Here is an 18,356-nt window from a genome sequence, read left to right as displayed (position 1 = left end):
ATTTATTAGGTTATATTATAGAAACTGACGGTAAAGAGGCTCTTACTGTCGACGTTCAAAAGCAAGACGTACAGCAAGCCCCGTTAAAACACTTGCCATAAGCCAACGCTGTACTCGTAGCCACGTCGGGCGTGTGCCAAACCATTTTGCAATTTTACTTGCTGTACATACAATTACAAGGTTAACTATAAAGCTAACAGTGATTTGCGTAAGTCCCAAAACTGCACCTTGAAAAAGCAACGATCCCTTCTCTGAATCTTCAAATTGAGGTAGAAGTGATACATACAAAATAGCAATCTTTGGATTCAAAAGTAACCTATCCGTAGAGCTACTAAAACTACTACGAATAAAGCAAAGCAACATGTAATATTTCGAATCCACTTTTGTATATCACCAAAATACCTTTCTATATATAGCGTTGATAGTAAGCATAAGAAATAAAACAAAGAAAGAAAGGCAGCGAGGTATAGGTCCATTTTTATCTTCATGGCTGGAATTATACTCCTTACCAAACTTCTAAATGAAATGTATAGCTAAGTAGTTACCTTATTTTTCAAAAAAAATTCTGATTATTTCTTTTTCACTTCTTCTACAAATTCCCATGTCTCTCCGTTATCTTTTGATTGATAAAGTGCACTACTATCGCCATTGTAGTCTCCATCTGCCCCTTGTCCAACTAACATATTAAAAACCCCATCTTTCTCATATGGCATACTAGGTGAATCAAAAGGACTTATTGTGGACTGTGTATGATCTAATTTCACTTCATGCGGCGGATATTCTACCTTTTTAAAAGATACTCCCCCATCATCTGTGCGATATAACTCTCCTTCATTACCAGAAGGCCTAATTGCTCCTAAAAACCCAAGTTTATCATTTATAAAAGTGATTCCTGATACACTACCAATCCCCCCATTAAATGGGTCTGGATTGATAACCTCCCATGTTTTCCCTTCATCACTAGTCTTGCTTAATGAATAAAAGGCGCTCCCTAATGCTTTATCTGTCATATTTAGTTTATAACCAACTTCTTTCGATAGGAAAAACTGTTCTTTTTCATTCTTTAAATCTTGTTGTTTCTTCTCTTTAAGCATATCTTCTTTTGGAGGCGTCTTTGATTTACTCCAACTTGCGTCACTTATTAAATTATATCTAGCAGGGACTAGCTCTTGCTCTTTTCCAGGGACAAATATAGATACAGTATATCCAATGATATCAGAAGCTGCTTTTTTAAGACTCTGTCCCTTACCATCCTCAGTAATATTAATAATTCCCTCTGTATTGGATCCCCAATTTCTTTTTCCATAATAAATCAACCCATACTTACTTTCATTCCATTTTCTAACCGTTTGCTTAACTGGAATCGCCTTAACCGTTTCAATTAAAGGTTCTACTAATTTATCATCATTATAATCAGGCTTTGCGTATCCGTCTCGTATTATAGTAATATCTTCTGACTTCTTCTTATTATAAGAGATTAAATAAGTTTCTTCTTTCCCATCATCATTTTTCCCATAAACAAATGTATCAAACGCTGTGATTGTTCCATCTGAATGAAATGTAAGATCAAAATCAGTTGCCATATACAATTTCTTTGGCAAAGGATATTTTTTATTTATATCTTCAAAAATACCTTCTACTCCAGACTTATATATATTATTATGTTTAAGTTTAACTGACCTTTCATGTTTTAACTTTTCTATAAACCATGCCAATTTACCATTGTAATTTATTGCACTTTTATAAATCTGCATCCCATAAAATGATGTAATTGCAACAATAATGATAATAGAAATGGATCTCCATGCTATTGAATTTGTTAATTTTTTAGATTCATATTCTCTATTTTTTATCACCCGCATTGTAGTAAATGTAGTTATGGATATAAAAAGTACTATACATAATAACAAAATGTAAATATTATAATTCATTCTTCCGTACTTACAGTATAAGGCCAACTCATAACAAAAAATTCCGTATACAATTATTAGTATTGGATTTGTTACTAATGACAGAAGTATCCTTTTTGTATTTTCTCTAAATATAGAAACCACCCCTAATTACATGAATTACTGATATTAAGTATACTTTATTGTAAAGTAACAAAAAAGCTATTTAATCTTGCCGCAAAAAATACAATAGACATCTTTCTATTAAAGCCGTTTACAAATCTAGTTGTTTCATAGACAATGGATTTTTGAGTGAATACTAAAGTTGCTTCATTTATATGAATTACAAATCCAAGCATGATGCTTAATAAAAAAATAAATCCTGTCATACGCCCCTGTGTAATGGAACGAGAAATAAGATAAATCAAAATAGGCCCAGGTGAACAAACCATACTAAGTAAAACAAGCGCAAAAGCTAGCAAAGTACTCAGGCTCACCATAAACCTTCCTTCTTTATCTTACATAAAATTTCCTATTGTACATTTTATCATGATTGAGGAGAGAAAAGATTAATATAAACCGATGCAGCTAAGTAATAGTATCGGATCAAATGTAGTGTAATCACATATTTCTCATTCTCTTAAGTAAGGACTAAAAATAACCTATCCATAGAGCTACTAAAACCACTACAAATAAAGCAAAGCAACATGTAATATTTCGAATCCACTTTTGTATATCACCAAAATACCTTTCTATAAATATAGCGTTGATAGTAAGCATAAGAAATAAAACAATGTAAGTAAAAGATCCCAATTTATCGTTAAATTTTTCATTAGTAAATGTACTTACATGAAGGAATAGAAAAACAAACGTTACTATGAATAGCTCAAATAATCTTTTTTTATTCAATCTGCCACCACCTTACAGCAATTCCCTTTTATTCCATTTTATCAGAACATACTGTGTAGCAGTATATGAATATTATATTCATTTCAAAAAGGCCAACAATACAAGATCGTTAGCCTCTACTTTCTATATTCGCACCTTTTATCACTTTACTTCCTAACAACCGGAATCCACATTTCACCAAATACTAAGCCATTTCTCTGTCCCATCTCAACCGTTGTATTCGGTCCACCAACGTAGGCAAAATCCTTTGCTTCTGGTAAAGCTTGACCGAAGGCGATGCCAGTAAGCTTATTACTTAGCTCTTTAGCCGTTTTGTCTTCCCCTTTCACTACTAAGTATTCTCCCCTCGGAAACTGAATCACTCTAGATTCTTCTTCTATTTGTGCTTCTGTCATGACACCCGCATAATACATCATTTTGTTATTCACCGCTTCGCTCACGGAAAAAATGTATTCATTTGTAGCTAAAGCTTTTAAAGTGTCCAGCCTTCCATCTTCTTTAACAGCCGACCAAAAGTCTTCCTTTTCTTTATTTATTCCAGCAAAGTCTGTGTATTCACTCTTAATTTCAGTTCCAATACCTAACACAATAAAGCTATCTTTTTCTTCTATAGAATAATTTTTCATATTCAAAACCTGCCTCTTTTTTTATTAATCAAACGATTTATCTTTTCATCTGATACGTTTATAATACCTTTAAACCATGTCAAAAAATGATACTGTTTAGGAGACTAAAATGAAAAAAGTTGAACGGATTAATACAATTATGCGGTATATCAACAACCGCTCTCACTTTACAATTTCTGAAATTATACAAGAATTTAACATATCACGGTCGACAGCTATTAGAGACATTAGAGAAATTGAAGCTATGGGAATGCCACTTGTCGCTGAAGTTGGGAGGACCGGGGGATATTTTGTTATGCACAACTCTATCCTGCCCGTTGTTCGCTTTACTGATAATGAAGTGAAAGCTCTTTTTATTGCCTTTATGGCTACAAGGAATCAACAACTTCCCTACCTAAAGAGTCGTCAATCTTTAGCCGAAAAACTACTAGGCCTCATCTCAGAAACCCAGCAAGATGATCTCGTTCTTTTAAATCAACTCTTGCTTTTCCAAGGGACTAACCCTCATAATCCCGATCTACTTGAGCTTTCTGATCTCCCCCATCCTATGTTAGAAAAACTCATTCAAATCCTTCTTTTGGATAACCATTTATTGATTACTATGAAAGAAGATGAAGAAATCAAGTCTTATCCAATTTATCTATTGCACCTTTATCAAGAAAAAAGCCATTGGATCATTGAAGGGTTTGACTTAAAAAAAGAAAAGAAGATGATGTTTCCTGTCGATGATCTCATTAATATCGAACCATACACGACGAACAAAAGGCTAAATAAGAAAAAGATTTTAGAAAAACTAAGTAAGAAGGACGAAGCAATTAACCTTGTATTTGAACTTGGTCCGACAGCAATTGCCCAGTTCAAAAAATACCATCCTTTAAAAATTTCAATATCTTATACTAATCCTTACCAATCCACAGCCATTTTACAAACTTTTATCAATGTTAACAATCCCGATGAAATGACGGAAATAATAAATTGGCTGCTTTTTCTAGGGAAGGATATTAAAATCAAAGAAATTCCCGATGAAGTATTAGCAGATTTACAAAAACGAGTGTGCTTATACATTCCATAAGCAGTGAGCCTCAAATATTAAGCTTTATGGACAATTATTCTATTTTTAAATACCATTTCATTTACTACAATGAGAGCATGATAAATAATAAAAGCACGGAAAATCTCCCGTGCTTTTCTAAATATATATTATTCCTGAAGGTTTCGTTTATCTCGTTTCTTACCCTAACTGACGTTTAAATGCTTTACTGGCGAAAAAGTAAGAAATAATCATTATACCTACGCACCAAGCGAGCGCAATCCAAATATCGTTTCCAACAGTTCCTTCATATAAAAGAGCACGAATCGCATTCACGATTGAAGTTACAGGCTGATTCTCTGCAAACGCACGAACAATTTTTGGCATCGTTTCGGTAGGCACAAAGGCCGAACTAATAAATGGAAGAAAAACTAGCGGGTACGAGTAAGCAGTCGCCCCTTCCATAGACCTCGCTTTCAATCCTGGAATGATAGCTAGCCATGTTAGCGCCAGCGTAAACATCCCAAGTATCCCAGCTACCGCGAGCCAATCTAGAATATTAGCACTGGAACGGAAACCCATTAAGAGTGCAACAAGAATAACCACCACGATAGTAAGTACATTAGCAACCAGAGAGGTTAGAACGTGAGCCCACAATATCGATGAGCGCTTAATAGGCATCGTAATGAAACGTGCCATCAGCCCACTCTTTACATCCGTAAAGAGTCGCACGGAAGTGTAAGCTACACCGGATGCGATAGCCATTAGCAAAATTCCCGGCAATAAATAATTAACGTAGTTTTCCGTTCCAGTTTTTATTGCGCCGCCAAACACGTAGACAAATAATAGCATCATCATAATCGGTGTAATCGCTACTGTAATAATTGTATCCGGACTGCGCATAATGTTACGCATTAAACGACCTAGTAATACACCTGTTTTACTTTTCATTTACATCTCCTCCTTTTTGCCAATGATCGCAAGGAATATTTCTTCCAATGTCGGTTGCTTCTCGATATACTCCACTTTTGCTGGCGGGAACATCTCTTTTAGTTCAGCAAGAGTACCTGTCGTAATAATTTTTCCGCCATGCAAAATAGCGATACGGTCTGCCAGTTGTTCTGCTTCCTCCAAGTACTGAGTCGTAAGCAAAATAGTTGTACCGCTACCAGCAAGTTCCTTGACTGTATCCCACACTTCGATTCGCGCTTCAGGATCAAGTCCAGTCGTTGGTTCGTCAAGAAAAATAACTGCTGGCGCCCCAATCAAACTCATCGCGATATCAAGCCGGCGCTTCATCCCGCCTGAATACTGATCTGCCCTTTGGTTTGCCGCATCAGTCAGACTAAATCTTGCAAGTAGATTGTCAGCAACTTGAGCGGGATTGGAAACACCACGTAATTTGGCGATCATTATCAAGTTTTCCCTCCCAGTCAGCATACCGTCTAAAGCTGCGAACTGCCCTGTCAAACTGATACTTTGACGAACATGATCTGATTGACTCTGTACATCAAATCCACAAATACTTACTTCACCGCTATCTTGCTTCATTAGTGTCGAAAGGATGTTGACCGTTGTCGTCTTTCCCGCTCCATTTGAGCCTAGCAGCGCGAAAATTTCTCCACGCTGCACCTCAAAATCTACCCCTTTTAAAACTTCCTTGTCTTTAAAGGATTTTTTCAAGCCTTTTACAGAAATCGCTGCATGACTCATACTTTTTTCCTCCCTATAAAAATGTTTTGCGAAGACTATTTATTTACCTCTATCTATTTAGTATCACCGATATTCTGTATTACTTAGTACCGAGTTAAAAATATAACTGAATAGCTATGATGGCAATTCATATGTGTAACCAGCTAATCAGTCGGTACTAATTATTCCATTTATTTTTTTCTCAATTTCTTCATAATACTTTCATTCAAATCTTCACGATACTTGGAGACGTAAGTTTTAGCATTTGCCACTAGTTCGTCAGCAAAGGAAGCCACGTCATCCCCAGTAATGTCAAGCACTTGTCTTCCTTCCGCTGCACCCGCTTCGAACAAATCGATTAATTCATACTGTATGTGTAACATATCCATCCCGTTACCCGCTGAAAAATTCCACATGTAGTTTTGAATTTTCTTAAATACAAATTGGTAGTCCTCTGGCAGAGCCTCAACTCGTGCCATCATCATTTTGTACTCTTTTTTATCACCAATTAACTTTTTGAACATTTCTAACATCTTATTTTCCTCCTTTTTTATAAAACCGAACAAGAAATTTCCAAAGTATCGGCCGGAACATTTTATCTTATGAACCTATTTTGACTTCAAGACGTTAATTTTTGACGATACAAAATCCCATTTTTCCCAAAACAATTCAAGCTCCTGGCGGCCTTCTTCATTTAATGAATAAAACTTACGAGGCGGTCCCATATCTGATGGTTTCTTTTCAATATTCACAAGCTTTTTCTTCTCTAATCGTACGAGGATGGTATACACCGTACCTTCCACAACTTCGGTAAACCCAAGATCATTCAGGTGGCGGGTAATCTCATAGCCATACGTTTCACGGCGACTAATGATTTCCAGTACACACCCTTCCAGTGAACCTTTCAGCATTTCAGTTAAATTTTCCATGTCCTGATCCTCCTTTACCCCCTATTCTGTCTGACTTATATTTAGTATCACAGAGTACTAAGGCGAATTTTTTACTGAATAGTTTTTGAGTAAAACCACACTATTCAGTATTACTTATTACAACTACATTGTATGACTAAGTAGCGATGAATGTCAACTGATTTTCAAATTTTTTCTATAATCCGCTATTACCTATTGTCTACTGAAAATATTTTGAGAAACAACACTACTCAGTATTGCTTATTACAACTACATTGTATGACTAAGTAGCGATGAATGTCAACTCGATTTTATATTTTTTTCTAAAATCAACTATTACCTATTCGATACAGCCTGTTTTCTTTTTTTTAATTTCCCCATACCTATCCCACTAAGAAAAGAAACTACCCCAAAATAAAAATTCTACATTTTTGTTTTGGGGCACTATACTATACCAAAGTTAATAAATATGGCTAGCTCTTCTTATTTAATAAGACAGATCATTTTTTTGTTACGATAACATCATACCTATGTCTTCTGCTGCATTTGTAATTAGTTTTAAACCAAATGTTTCTTGTAATACATCAAGCACGCCAGGTGAAATAAATTCAGGAGCCTTTGGACCGATGCGAATATCTTGAATCCCAAGACTAAATAGCCCGAGTAAAATGGCAACCGCTTTTTGTTCAAACCATGATAGCACAATACTTACTGGCAATTCATTCACCTCACATTGGAAAGCATCAGCTAATGCAGCCGCTATTTTCACTGTAGAAATGGAATTATTACACTGTCCTAAATCAATGTAACGCGGAATTTCCGTACCAGGTACAACACCGTAATCTACATCATTAAAGCGGAATTTTCCGCAAGAAGTTGTTAAAATAACTGTTTCTTGCGGAAGCGACGTTGCTAATTCACGATAATATTCTCCGCCTTTTCCCGGTGCATCACAACCGGCGATAACAAAGAAACGCTTTATTTTCCCTTCTTTTACTGCATCAATAATTTCTGGAGCTAATGACAATACTGTATTATGATGAAAGCCTGTCACTAACTGTTCATCTGACTCCATATGTACTTCTGGAAGTTCTAGCGCTTTTTGAATCAATGGTGTAAAATTATCATTTTCAATTTTTTGTACACCTTCTAAACCTGCAATATCATATGAAAAGAATCGATCAGAGTACGATCCTTTAATTGGCATAACACAGTTCGTTGTAGCTAATATGGCACCAGTAAATTTTTCAAAAAGGCGTCTTTGATCATACCATGCCTTGCCGATGTTTCCTTTTAAATGTTTATATTTTTTCAGCTGCGGATATCCGTGTGCTGGTAGCATTTCAGAATGTGTATAAATATTAATGTCTTTTCCTTCTGTTTGCTTTAATAGTTCTTCTAATGCAAATAAATTATGGCCCGTAACTACAATTGCTTTACCTTCTACACGATTTTGTGTAATTTGTACAGGTTCTGGCACACCAAAATGATTCGTATGTGCCTCATCTAATAATTCCATCACCCGTAGAGCTGATTTCCCCACTTTCATAGCCATATCAATATGCTCTTGTTCGTTAAAGTTAGAATTTGTTAATGTCATATATAAAGCTTCTTGTGTTGTAGCATCTACAAATGCATCCGTATACCCTAGCTGAGCAGCATGTGTGCGATAAGCTGCAATTCCTTTTAGCCCAAACACAATCGTATCTTGTAAACTCGCAATCGTTTCATTCTTGCCACAAACACCCATTACTTTACATCCGCCTGTTGGCGTTTGTTCACATTGATAACAAAACATATCATCCCACCCTCTCCCAATCATTCATTACACCTTAAGCATAATACCCATTGAAAAAAAGTGATGTGATATCAATCACAATAATATATAAAGATTTGTGACAGTTCATATTGTTGACATAATATTTTTATTGACACTAAAAATATGCATTAGTGTGCACACATCTTTCGATACTTTTAAATAGCTAATTAATTTGGAGAAATATATACAACGAAAAAAATTTTTGAATCCCATGTACAAATAGTTGCAATTCATCACATATGAAAATAGACATAAAAATACGCTCTTCTTTCTATCATTCAATAGAAAGAAGAGCGTATTTTTCGTTTTAAGGAACTATCATTTTTTATTAAAGTCTTTATTGTAAACCTTTTTATTTACAATACATTTACATTATCTTAACATTACTTACATTATTTATATGATATATTTATATAGAAGCTACTTAAGAAATTTCATATACATTTTATCTTTATGATCTCTTATCTAATCAATAAAAAGATCATGTTATATTTTTATAACAGGGGTGAATTACGATGACTGAAACTTTAAAAACACTTATAATGCTTGATGCTACTTACATTGTTATTGCAATTATGACAGTACTAGTATTTGTATACTTGGAATTAAAATCTCAGTAATATATGCTGACGTAATCGACAGATTCAGCATTTAAATATAGTTAGAAGAAAGAGAGGAGAAAATTATTTCTCCTTTCTTTTGTATTTCTACAATTTCTTATTTTAATAAATCCAATGTATGTAAAAGTAATCCCTTGTCTCCTACTTCCCCGTGACCAGGTACTACCGAATTTATATTTCCATATCGCTTCAGCATATTCTCAATCGATGTGGACCATTCATTTACGTACGCATCCGCAACATTTCCTAAATTTTTAGCTTCCGCAGATTTTACTAAACAGCCTCCAGCTAAAATTTTATATTGCGGCAACCAAACAACAATATTATCTTCTGTATGTCCTTTCCCTGGATAGAACGTTTCTACTTTTGTATTGCCAAACTTCAAATTCGTAACTGTTTGTAAATCTCCAAGTGGCTCTTCATATCCACTTTTCTTTGCTAGTTCTGCGGTTAATGCTGTACTATGCGCTTTAATTCCTCTTTCTTTCAACGTTTTTATTCCGCCAATTCGATCAGCGTGCGCATGTGTAATAATGACATCCGTTACGCGCTTCTGAAATTTCTTTTCTACCATTTCTATTAGTTCCTTCGTTAATTTGTCATCCCAAGAAGAATCAACAAGCACTAGTCCTTTAGCAGTATTAAGAACTAGACCGTTCGAAGGAACTGCTTCTCCATTAAAATAACCTAACTCCGTATGAACCCATACATTCTTGTTTAACTGAGATATTGAAATGGTTCCCGTCTCATTTTTTATTACTGTTTTCTCTACCTTTTGTGATGCTTGTACAGAAGAAATTGTGCTAACAAATTGAATTGTTCCTAGTAAACCTACACATAATCCTACTTTTAACAACGTATTCTTTTTCATGTCATCAACCCTTTCTTTCAAGCTAAATAGTTATTACCTATATTAGACAATTTATCTCAAATGTTTGTTCCATATAATTGGACACTTTATTATCGCCGCTTATGTAAATACACGCATGGTGCAGTGAAAAAAGATCACCCAAATGGATGATCTTTTTTATAATTTATCAACATATTGCTTCGCTTCTAGTAAGGAAAAACCAAAAGCTTCTCTTACTCTCTTAACTGCTGTAACTTTTTTCCTTCTTCTACAAGCTGGCGTAGTTCTTTATTAATTTCAGGTTCTCTTTCTACAATTCCCATTTCTTTCGTAATTAATTGTAATCTATCTTCAATTCTCTTTAAACGCGCATCATTTTTCTTTTCAATTGTAGCTAATTTTTCAGCGATATAAATGAAACCAAAGGCTAATATCAGTATAACCATCCAGAATTCCATAAATGTTCCCCTTTACTAACTTTCATTTGTTTTATTTCACCAACTTATGTAAATTTTACCACATGACGCGTTTACTGTATAATATCACTATATCAAACTGTTAATAAAACCTATTATTTTAGGGGGACACTTTATGAAAAGAGTTTTAAATACGTTACTTCAATTTATAGTTCTTTCAATCGTGCTACATTTATTATTTGATATAGTTGGTTGGCTTGTTTTCAATGCACCAATTAAAAACAAACAAATCATTATTTCTTTAATAACAATCTCATGGGTTATGTACATGTACCGAGACAAATTTTTTCAAAAGTTCACTTCAAACTAACTAAAAAAGAAAACACTTCATTGGTGAGGTTGTAAAAACGTTATCCTTATAATGAAAATAAAGAAGCTGTTCCTTCCAGCTTCTTTATCTATATAACATTTTTCGCAACAATTTTTATATGTTCTGGTGCGATAATCTCCGTTATACTTTCTTGGAAATCTTCCCGCAACATTTCTTCCAAATGTTCTAACTGCACTTCAACATGAGTGCATTCTAAATTATGTATATTTAATAGTGCATAATGATCTTTTTTCTTAATTACTAAATATTGATTTTCCTCTGTCACAAGTACAGAACCTAATCGGACTCCTAGTAAGCGTTGATCATCAAACTTCATAATTACTTCTCCTTCCCTCATATAAACAAAATTACAATGAAAATAATTACATTTATGGAAAAACACACTTATTTAGACTATATCATAATTTACTAAAATAGAAATATCTTTTTCTGTTTTAATAAAAATCCCTATTTTTTCATATATTTCGATACAAAAAACTTTCTCAACATTAAATTTGAATTTTCAGTTTTTAATCCTATGAAAATCTATTATAATAAAGTTAATAAATGTTTGACCTCTCCTAATTCATGTACATATGGATGATCAGTAGTTATTGCTACTGATCTATTTTTTTGATTTCAGAAAGTACATACTCTGCATCCTTTCCTACACCACAAATAAGTGCGGAACCCCTTTGAGATTGCCATGGTAAACCGATATAATACAATCCTTTTACTGGACTGATTCCCTTTATATGATTAGGAAATCCTTTCTCATTCACTGCCTGTTCAATTTCAATCCAATTATAATTTTGAACAAAACCAGTTGACCATATAATGCTTTCTGCACTATAAGTATCACCATTCTGAAACATAATGTTATTTCCTGATGCACTTACTACTTTTTCTTGCAGTTTGATTGCTCCATTACGAATAAGTTTCTTACCTTCAAAACCGAAAATAGGGTCCTTTCTCTTCTGAAACCATCTTCCCCTCTTTGTATTTATTTCAGCGTACAATAAACCCACTTTTTCTAGCAGATTAAAAATACTTTTTCCAAAAAGTTGTAACGGTAAAAACGTTAAAGGATGACTAATAGACACCGTAACTTCATGAGTCTTTGCCAGTTCTACTGCAATTTGCATTCCTGAATTCCCACCACCTACTACTAGTACTTTTCCCTTAGGAATTTGTGATGGTGATTTATATTGTGATGAATGTATTTGAAAAATATGTGATGATAGATTTGCTGAAACTGAGGGAATAAACGGTTGCTGAAAAGCACCTGATGCGATAATAACTTTTTTCGTTTGTAAAATTTCTGTAGGAGTATGTAATTCAAATATTTCTTTTTCTTTCTTTATTTTTAGAACTTCCGTTTGTAATTGTACCGGTAATTGAAAATGTCTTGCATATTCTTCTAAATAAGTTGCAATTTCATCTTTATATGGAAATTCATTTTTTTCACCTATTAACGCCATACCCGGCAAGCTACTGTAAGACCTTGGGGTAAAAAGCTGCAAAGAATCATATCGATTTCTCCATGAATCACCAACTCGTTTTCCTGCCTCAAGTAATAAAAAATTATGCCCTTCTTGCTTCAAGTAATATCCCATTGTTAATCCAGCTTGACCCGCCCCAATAATAATTAGATCTTTCATTCTAATCCCTCCTCTTCTTAAACGCATGAATACTTGTTCATATATTCATACGTTTCCATAATCATAACATTTTCTTTTTATATGATTCAATATCTACTCAAAATAAAAAAGAGCAGTTCACTGCTCTATGAACTACTCTTCATTCCATTTCTACAATTTTTCCTCGTATAGTGTAATTCTATTTGAAAACGGATCAATTACGGTTAATTCAATTGTACCCCAAGGTGTTTTTTCTATATTCGGCTTCGAATAAGCATATTCTTTACTTAATACTACAGAATGATAATCCTTTACATCATCTATTTTGATCCGAATCGCACCACCTGGTGAGGCATCACCATGATGTTCTGATAAATGTATCACAGCATCCTGTAACGAAATTTGCAAATATAATGGCATATTTTCCTCATACCGATGTTCCCAATCCAGTTTAAATCCTAAAAAACCTAAGTAAAATAGTTTTGCTTTTTCAATATCAAAAATTCTAAATATAGGTGTTATCATTTATACTCTCCTCCTATTTATAAACATCTGCTGCCAATTCTCTCAAAACTTCCACGTTTACTACTTCAAAACAACCATCATTCTTCTTTATTATCTCTTTATCACAAAAAACATTTAATGTGCGCAACAAATGCCGATAGCTCGTTCCTAACAATTCCGCTGTTTCCGTTAAATTCCCACTAAATACAATTCTATTTCCGTGCTGTACTGCCCGTTCTCCTGCTGCTAACATGTAACTCGCAAGTCTATTTTCAAGAGGATATAGTAAATTAATTGTACTATTTTTTGAAAGCCGATTTAACTTATGCGCTAACGATCCGCAAATACATCGTAAAAATTTCGCATCATTAAATAGTTGATTTCTCACTTTCCCTAAAGGCAAACCAACACAATATGAATCTGCCATCACTTGTACGTTTGAAGTTGTCTTTTGAGAATGAATTAACTCCACATCTCCTAACAGCTGCAAGCTATCATAAAAGCATAATAATACAGATTTCCCGTTACTTAATGTATTAAACGCTTTCGCTTTTCCTTCAACGAAGAAAAATAAATAATCTATCTCTTCATTTTCTCTACAAATAAACTCATTCTTTTTAAAAAATATAAGTTTCATATATGGCTTCATATCATGACTAAAAAATGAATCAATATTATTTTTCTTCATATACTCTGCTAATTTAATAGAATTACATACTTTCTTCATAGTTCCCCACCTTTACAACTCATCCCCATTGTAATCAAAATTTTCTTCTTCCACTATGACATATGTCATAACAATACACAATTTCAGCATGATACAGTCATTACAAATATGAAATACAAAGGGGATATTACATTGTATAACTTTCTTTCTGTCTTTATTGGTGTGCTCATCGCCGTTATGCTTCCATTGAATGGAATTTTATCTGAGTTAATTGGCAAGTACACAGCAAGCGTGGTCATTCACCTTGTCGGTTTAATTGCAGTTATCTTCATTTTAATCATAAACAAAAATAAAATTCGTTTCGATAAAAGTATTCCACTTTTTTTATATAGCGCTGGAGCGATTGGAGTATTCACTGTTCTTTTTAACAATATAAGTTTCTCCGTCCTTGGTGCTTCTATTACGATCGCATTAAGTTTACTCGGTCAATCTATTGCTTCCATCGTTATTGATCATTTCGGCTTATTAGGAATGAAAGTTGCAAAGTTTGAAAAGAAAAAACTAATTGGATTATGTTTCATCTCTTCTGGAATTATAATCATGACAATTTATTAATGGGGGCAAGAAAATGTTATATATTACGATCGCTATTTTAGCTGGTGTTTCTATCGTTGTTGCTAGAATTATTAACGCGAATTTAGCAAAGGAAATTGGAAACTGGGAAGGCACGTTTTTCAATTATATTACTGGATTATTTTTCTCTATGTTATTTTTAATTTTCAGTTCAGATTCATTGTATATCCCTATTCATAAGTTGCAATCTATTCCTATCGCCGTATACTTAGGCGGATTAGTAGGAGTTATCGTTATTTCATTATCCAACTATATTACTCCTAAAATATCAGCCTTTTATTTAACATTACTCATCTTTATCGGACAATTATTTGCGGGGACTATTATTGATTTCTTCCTGACAAATGAACTCTCAATTGGTAAAGTTATCGGTGGCATTTTCGTATTAATTGGGCTCACTTACAATTTACTCATAGATCGCCCGATAAAAACTGTGAAGCATAACCAAGTTCAACTATAATACTTTACGCTTACCTATCATATATTAATAGAAAAGCTCTTCACACGAAGTAATAGAGAGGAGAAAATCCTATTAAAAAAATTATTTTATTGCTAGGTAGCGTATTAATTATTTCTGGAATTGCATGGTTTATAAACTCGGGAAAATCTATTCAAGATCTCTATACTGCAAATAAGCCGAAAAAGAAAGCTACTATTATTTCAAGCTCGCGAGATCCAAATGAGCCCTCTGTTTTTTTAGGTAAACAGGAAATAAAAGATATACATGTCGAATCAATTAAAACAAAACAGGATATCTTTCTCACAAAAACAGATGAATTAAAAACGTTTATTAACAGTATGAATACCGCAAAAAAAGGTAAATTAACATTAGATGAAGAAGGATCAGACTTAATAGATTGTGATATGTGGATTACTTTCGAGGATGGAACTTATAAAAAATATTTCATATGGGTAGTTGATCATCACAGCAGCGAAGTGATGATTGCTCAGCAAGATACTCCTGATGATGTAAACCTTACGTACTATCAGTTAAACGAAGATAGTTCAAAAAAAGTTTATAATTTATTTAAAAAAATTATTTAAACGAAAAAGTCATGAGCACGCGAACTCATGACTTTTTGCACTATATATACTCAGGGAACACTCTACAACCCTTTTCCTGCTCTATATCATGACCAAAGAAAACAATTGGTTTCTCTTTCGCCACAACTCCTTTTAAACGTTTAATTGAAGATAAAGCTAATTCTGGATCAAATCCTGCGAACGGCACTTCATCTTCAAAATTCTCTTTCGTGTACGATGCATCAATTGTTAATAAAACTGAGCCGGATTGCTCCGTCTCAATGAATAGCGACTGATGGCCTGGAGAATGACCTGGCGTATACAATAATTGAACACCTGGTACCACTTCATAATCCCCTTCAATAATTTTGTAGTTCAAATGCGGTAATATACATTCTTTCATATATTCTTCTCTATGAAGTGCTGCCTCATATTCCGTTCGCTGCACAATAATCGGTGTATTTGTAAAAGCACCGTTTCCTCCTGCATGATCAAAATGTAAGTGAGAACTAATAATATATAAAAGGTCGTCCGGCTCATACCCTACACGCTTTAATATATTCACGATTCTATCTTCTTCAGTCATTTTCGGTAAAATCTGTCCTTCAACAAATGTACCGTTAAAAAGCCCTTCATTATTAACTGCACTTTCTGGCATACCTGTATCTACTAAAATAGGCCCCTCTTCTGTCTCCAAAAGATAACACCATACAGGTAAGTTCAATAAATTCCCCGGCGCGAGTGTACCATTAACAGAAGAATGATCTAACATACAACGACCTGCTGGGATGAAATAAAGCTTCTTTACTGTCATTATGTATCCACCTTTACATTTAGTTTGGGATAAAGTAATACAATAAAAAATTCTTCTTTTTAGAAATAAACTCCTTCTAGACTATCAGTACAGCTTACATAAAAATGAAACATTAACACCGATTAACGCTGAAAACTAAAAGAAAGCACATGCACTACTTGAAAGCGGGCACACCATTGGGAAAATCGTATTAGAGAGATTTTAATCATGATAGTGACAGATAGTATGTGAAACTATATTAACGATTTTTCGAATATATCTATCATAACGTACAATATATCAACGATTTTTCAAATATATCTATCATAAATCAAATTATATCAACGATTCGTTAAGCTATATCGATTTATCGACAAATAGCAACAATAAGAAAAGGCTGTTCCAGATGAACAGCCTTTTCTTTATTTACTTGAAATCTCTTTATTATTTTGAACGTCTAACGGAGCTCGCTTTCCTATTCCGAAAGCATAGAAACTAATTGTAACGATAGCTAAGAAAATAATACCTACAACTAATGAAATACGAGTATCATCGTTAAACCACATTCCGATTAATACCATAATTAAAAAGGCAATCGTTAAATAGTTTGTTACAGGAGCAAATGGCATTTTGAATGGATGATCTTTCATCTCTGCTCCCTTTTCTTTTCTAAAATTAATTTGACTAATTAAAATGACAAACCATGGTACCATACCAGGAAGTACACTCGCACTATATACATATACGAATAAGTTTTTCGGTGCGATGTAACTTAAAACAACACCAACCGCCAGACCGATAATTACGCCAACTGTACCAAATAAAGGTACACCATTTCCAGAAAGTTTCGTAAAATATTTCGGTGCTTGTCCATTTACACCTAACGTATAAAGCATACGACCAGCACTATAAATACCACTATTACAACCAGACATTGCTGCTGTAATAACAACAAAGTTAATAAGTCCAGCTGCTGCCGTAATACCAACTTTCGCAAAAGTCGCTACGAACGGGCTACCAATTGTACTTAATTGATCCCACGGATACACAGTTACAATAACGAAAATAGCACCGATGTAGAAAATTAAAATACGCCAAATTGTACTTTGAATCGCTCTTGTAAGTGTCTTCTTTGGATCCTTCGCTTCACCAGCAGTAATACCGATTAATTCCACACCTTGATACGCTCCAACTACAAGTGATAATGCAAAGAAGAATCCTGAAAAACCACCTGTAAAGAAACCGCCATTTGACCAAAGATTAGATATGCCAATCGCTTCTCCGCCGTTACCAATTCCAAAGAAAATAAGGCCAAATCCCGCAATAATCATTAATAGAATCGTAACGATTTTAATCATCGCAAACCAAAATTCAAATTCACCAAATGACTTAACTGAAATTAAGTTAGCTGCACCAAGAATAACCATTGCGATTATACCTGGTATCCAAGCTGGTAAATCCGGGAACCAATATTGCATATATGCTCCAACCGCGATAATTTCTGACATCCCAACGATAACCCACTGGAACCAGTTACTCCACGCTGTCATATAACCAGCTAACGGGTGAATATACTTATGACCGAACGTCGCAAATGAGCCTGTACTTGGCTCCATATACAACATTTCTCCCATGGCACGCATGATGAAGAAGATAAAAATACCTGCAATGGCATAAGCAAGCATTACTGACGGACCTGTCCATTTAATTGTGCTGGCTGACCCCATAAACAAACCAACACCAATCGTTCCGCCTAAAGCAATCATTTGAATATGACGTGCTTCTAAACCTCTTTTCAATTCTTTGTTTGCCACTTCACTTCCCCCTCTTAGATGATTCATAGCCGCATTTTAACACAAGATGCTTTCCCCTAATTCCTTTCGGCCCTGAAAATGATGAAGCAAACGTCATTTTACACTAGCTTTAAAGCTATCCTAAAATCGTTTTGCGCTCCTAATAAAATTCTC

The 18,356-nt window shown here is 34.2% G+C and carries 20 protein-coding genes and 4 pseudogenes; 5 read left to right on the top strand and 19 right to left on the bottom strand.

What is annotated here, in order from left to right; translation table 11 throughout:
• Positions 1-42: 42 nt before the first annotated feature.
• The 6 genes and pseudogenes from ACTFN4_RS12465 to ACTFN4_RS12440 form a co-directional block, all read right to left on the bottom strand.
• Positions 43-312: pseudogene (locus ACTFN4_RS12465) on the bottom strand (LysE family translocator); the annotation flags it as partial.
• Positions 306-447: pseudogene (locus ACTFN4_RS12460) on the bottom strand (DUF3963 domain-containing protein); the annotation flags it as partial. The pseudogenes ACTFN4_RS12465 and ACTFN4_RS12460, both read right to left, overlap by 7 nt.
• 122 nt (positions 448-569) lie before the next feature.
• The gene (locus tag ACTFN4_RS12455; RefSeq protein ID WP_074048016.1) at positions 570-2,054 is read right to left on the bottom strand and encodes a WD40/YVTN/BNR-like repeat-containing protein; all 1,485 of its coding nucleotides are present in this window, start codon (positions 2,052-2,054) and stop codon (positions 570-572) included.
• Positions 2,055-2,223: 169 nt separating this feature from the next.
• Positions 2,224-2,389, bottom strand: a pseudogene (locus ACTFN4_RS12450) (LysE family translocator); the annotation flags it as partial.
• 151 nt (positions 2,390-2,540) lie between these two features.
• Positions 2,541-2,798 (bottom strand): DUF3963 domain-containing protein, encoded by a 258-nt coding sequence (locus tag ACTFN4_RS12445; RefSeq protein WP_001036214.1) that lies wholly within the window; start codon positions 2,796-2,798, stop codon positions 2,541-2,543.
• 146 nt (positions 2,799-2,944) lie between these two features.
• A complete protein-coding gene (locus tag ACTFN4_RS12440) occupies positions 2,945-3,424 on the bottom strand; it encodes a GyrI-like domain-containing protein (protein WP_002041563.1) in 480 nt (159 codons plus the stop codon).
• A 109-nt stretch (positions 3,425-3,533) separates the two neighbouring features.
• Here ACTFN4_RS12440 and ACTFN4_RS12435 point away from each other — a divergent pair, with 109 nt between their 5' ends.
• Positions 3,534-4,496: a helix-turn-helix transcriptional regulator gene (locus ACTFN4_RS12435; protein WP_063225552.1), complete on the top strand. Its 963-nt coding sequence runs from the start codon at positions 3,534-3,536 to the stop codon at positions 4,494-4,496.
• A 159-nt stretch (positions 4,497-4,655) separates the two neighbouring features.
• Here ACTFN4_RS12435 and ACTFN4_RS12430 read toward each other — a convergent pair whose 3' ends face one another.
• From ACTFN4_RS12430 to ACTFN4_RS12400, 7 genes and pseudogenes are all read right to left on the bottom strand, one after another.
• Positions 4,656-5,405: an ABC transporter permease gene (locus ACTFN4_RS12430; RefSeq protein ID WP_000837815.1), complete on the bottom strand. Its 750-nt coding sequence runs from the start codon at positions 5,403-5,405 to the stop codon at positions 4,656-4,658.
• The gene (locus ACTFN4_RS12425; protein WP_000017473.1) at positions 5,406-6,167 is read right to left on the bottom strand and encodes an ABC transporter ATP-binding protein; all 762 of its coding nucleotides are present in this window, start codon (positions 6,165-6,167) and stop codon (positions 5,406-5,408) included. It abuts the gene before it with no gap.
• Positions 6,168-6,337: 170 nt separating this feature from the next.
• Positions 6,338-6,679 (bottom strand): DUF1048 domain-containing protein, encoded by a 342-nt coding sequence (locus ACTFN4_RS12420; RefSeq protein ID WP_000891986.1) that lies wholly within the window; start codon positions 6,677-6,679, stop codon positions 6,338-6,340.
• Between the two features lie 75 nt (positions 6,680-6,754).
• On the bottom strand, positions 6,755-7,075 hold the full coding sequence (locus ACTFN4_RS12415; protein WP_000429487.1) for a PadR family transcriptional regulator: 321 nt from the start codon (positions 7,073-7,075) through the stop codon (positions 6,755-6,757).
• Between the two features lie 490 nt (positions 7,076-7,565).
• The gene (gene hcp, locus ACTFN4_RS12410) at positions 7,566-8,852 is read right to left on the bottom strand and encodes a hydroxylamine reductase (protein ID WP_071741120.1); all 1,287 of its coding nucleotides are present in this window, start codon (positions 8,850-8,852) and stop codon (positions 7,566-7,568) included.
• Between the two features lie 738 nt (positions 8,853-9,590).
• Entirely contained in the window at positions 9,591-10,364 is a 774-nt protein-coding gene (bla2, locus tag ACTFN4_RS12405; protein WP_071741099.1) for a BcII family subclass B1 metallo-beta-lactamase, read from the bottom strand.
• A gap of 156 nt (positions 10,365-10,520) precedes the next feature.
• Positions 10,521-10,801, bottom strand: a pseudogene (locus tag ACTFN4_RS12400) (hypothetical protein).
• 133 nt (positions 10,802-10,934) lie between these two features.
• Between ACTFN4_RS12400 and ACTFN4_RS12395 the strand changes: the two are divergent.
• Positions 10,935-11,129 carry a hypothetical protein gene (locus ACTFN4_RS12395; RefSeq protein WP_075678094.1) on the top strand — a complete coding sequence of 65 codons (195 nt, stop codon included), beginning with the start codon at positions 10,935-10,937 and terminating at the stop codon, positions 11,127-11,129.
• Positions 11,130-11,217: 88 nt separating this feature from the next.
• Here the strand turns inward: ACTFN4_RS12395 and ACTFN4_RS12390 are convergent, their stop codons facing one another.
• From ACTFN4_RS12390 to yeiL, 4 genes are all read right to left on the bottom strand, one after another.
• The gene (locus tag ACTFN4_RS12390) at positions 11,218-11,466 is read right to left on the bottom strand and encodes a hypothetical protein (RefSeq protein ID WP_000666948.1); all 249 of its coding nucleotides are present in this window, start codon (positions 11,464-11,466) and stop codon (positions 11,218-11,220) included.
• A 280-nt stretch (positions 11,467-11,746) separates the two neighbouring features.
• Positions 11,747-12,790 carry a flavin-containing monooxygenase gene (locus ACTFN4_RS12385; protein ID WP_059303561.1) on the bottom strand — a complete coding sequence of 348 codons (1,044 nt, stop codon included), beginning with the start codon at positions 12,788-12,790 and terminating at the stop codon, positions 11,747-11,749.
• Positions 12,791-12,940: 150 nt separating this feature from the next.
• Positions 12,941-13,294, bottom strand: a complete 354-nt coding sequence (locus tag ACTFN4_RS12380) for a glyoxalase superfamily protein (RefSeq protein ID WP_000632406.1) — start codon at positions 13,292-13,294, stop codon at positions 12,941-12,943.
• Positions 13,295-13,307: 13 nt separating this feature from the next.
• Positions 13,308-14,000 carry a transcriptional regulator YeiL gene (gene yeiL / locus ACTFN4_RS12375; RefSeq protein ID WP_000754835.1) on the bottom strand — a complete coding sequence of 231 codons (693 nt, stop codon included), beginning with the start codon at positions 13,998-14,000 and terminating at the stop codon, positions 13,308-13,310.
• A gap of 108 nt (positions 14,001-14,108) precedes the next feature.
• Between yeiL and ACTFN4_RS12370 the strand changes: the two genes are divergently transcribed.
• The 3 genes from ACTFN4_RS12370 (at position 14,109) to ACTFN4_RS12360 (ending at position 15,617) form a co-directional block, all read left to right on the top strand.
• Positions 14,109-14,555 carry a DMT family transporter gene (locus tag ACTFN4_RS12370; protein WP_002039063.1) on the top strand — a complete coding sequence of 149 codons (447 nt, stop codon included), beginning with the start codon at positions 14,109-14,111 and terminating at the stop codon, positions 14,553-14,555.
• A 13-nt stretch (positions 14,556-14,568) separates the two neighbouring features.
• The gene (locus ACTFN4_RS12365; protein WP_000965811.1) at positions 14,569-15,033 is read left to right on the top strand and encodes a DMT family transporter; all 465 of its coding nucleotides are present in this window, start codon (positions 14,569-14,571) and stop codon (positions 15,031-15,033) included.
• A gap of 89 nt (positions 15,034-15,122) precedes the next feature.
• Entirely contained in the window at positions 15,123-15,617 is a 495-nt protein-coding gene (locus ACTFN4_RS12360; RefSeq protein WP_000901702.1) for a hypothetical protein, read from the top strand.
• A gap of 40 nt (positions 15,618-15,657) precedes the next feature.
• On the opposite strand, the gene aiiA is transcribed toward ACTFN4_RS12360, so the two are convergent.
• Complete coding sequence (gene aiiA / locus ACTFN4_RS12355; protein WP_000216574.1) at positions 15,658-16,410, bottom strand: quorum-quenching N-acyl homoserine lactonase AiiA; 753 nt, start codon at positions 16,408-16,410, stop codon at positions 15,658-15,660.
• Positions 16,411-16,811: 401 nt separating this feature from the next.
• Complete coding sequence (locus ACTFN4_RS12350; protein WP_001284404.1) at positions 16,812-18,203, bottom strand: amino acid permease; 1,392 nt, start codon at positions 18,201-18,203, stop codon at positions 16,812-16,814.
• Positions 18,204-18,356 lie beyond the last annotated feature (153 nt).

The organism is Bacillus cereus group sp. MYBK95-2 (assembly GCF_051915225.1).
In the GTDB taxonomy this organism is placed as follows: Bacteria; Bacillota; Bacilli; order Bacillales; family Bacillaceae_G; genus Bacillus_A; species Bacillus_A cereus.
Note: the sequence above shows the minus strand (reverse complement) of the source record. Positions and strands in the feature narration are given on the sequence as shown.

Bases quoted from the DNA above. Each gene is read 5' to 3' on its own strand.
- hcp (WP_071741120.1), bottom strand. From the start codon at position 8,852: ATGTTTTGTTATCAATGTGAACAAACGCCAACAGGCGGATGTAAAGTA.
- ACTFN4_RS12365 (WP_000965811.1), top strand. From the start codon at position 14,569: ATGTTATATATTACGATCGCTATTTTAGCTGGTGTTTCTATCGTTGTT.
- ACTFN4_RS12385 (WP_059303561.1), bottom strand. From the start codon at position 12,790: ATGAAAGATCTAATTATTATTGGGGCGGGTCAAGCTGGATTAACAATG.
- ACTFN4_RS12395 (WP_075678094.1), top strand. From the start codon at position 10,935: ATGAAAAGAGTTTTAAATACGTTACTTCAATTTATAGTTCTTTCAATC.
- ACTFN4_RS12435 (WP_063225552.1), top strand. From the start codon at position 3,534: ATGAAAAAAGTTGAACGGATTAATACAATTATGCGGTATATCAACAAC.
- ACTFN4_RS12370 (WP_002039063.1), top strand. From the start codon at position 14,109: ATGAAATACAAAGGGGATATTACATTGTATAACTTTCTTTCTGTCTTT.
- ACTFN4_RS12380 (WP_000632406.1), bottom strand. From the start codon at position 13,294: ATGATAACACCTATATTTAGAATTTTTGATATTGAAAAAGCAAAACTA.
- bla2 (WP_071741099.1), bottom strand. From the start codon at position 10,364: ATGAAAAAGAATACGTTGTTAAAAGTAGGATTATGTGTAGGTTTACTA.
- ACTFN4_RS12430 (WP_000837815.1), bottom strand. From the start codon at position 5,405: ATGAAAAGTAAAACAGGTGTATTACTAGGTCGTTTAATGCGTAACATT.
- yeiL (WP_000754835.1), bottom strand. From the start codon at position 14,000: ATGAAGAAAGTATGTAATTCTATTAAATTAGCAGAGTATATGAAGAAA.
- ACTFN4_RS12415 (WP_000429487.1), bottom strand. From the start codon at position 7,075: ATGGAAAATTTAACTGAAATGCTGAAAGGTTCACTGGAAGGGTGTGTA.
- ACTFN4_RS12440 (WP_002041563.1), bottom strand. From the start codon at position 3,424: ATGAAAAATTATTCTATAGAAGAAAAAGATAGCTTTATTGTGTTAGGT.
- ACTFN4_RS12420 (WP_000891986.1), bottom strand. From the start codon at position 6,679: ATGTTAGAAATGTTCAAAAAGTTAATTGGTGATAAAAAAGAGTACAAA.
- ACTFN4_RS12390 (WP_000666948.1), bottom strand. From the start codon at position 11,466: ATGAAGTTTGATGATCAACGCTTACTAGGAGTCCGATTAGGTTCTGTA.
- aiiA (WP_000216574.1), bottom strand. From the start codon at position 16,410: ATGACAGTAAAGAAGCTTTATTTCATCCCAGCAGGTCGTTGTATGTTA.
- ACTFN4_RS12425 (WP_000017473.1), bottom strand. From the start codon at position 6,167: ATGAGTCATGCAGCGATTTCTGTAAAAGGCTTGAAAAAATCCTTTAAA.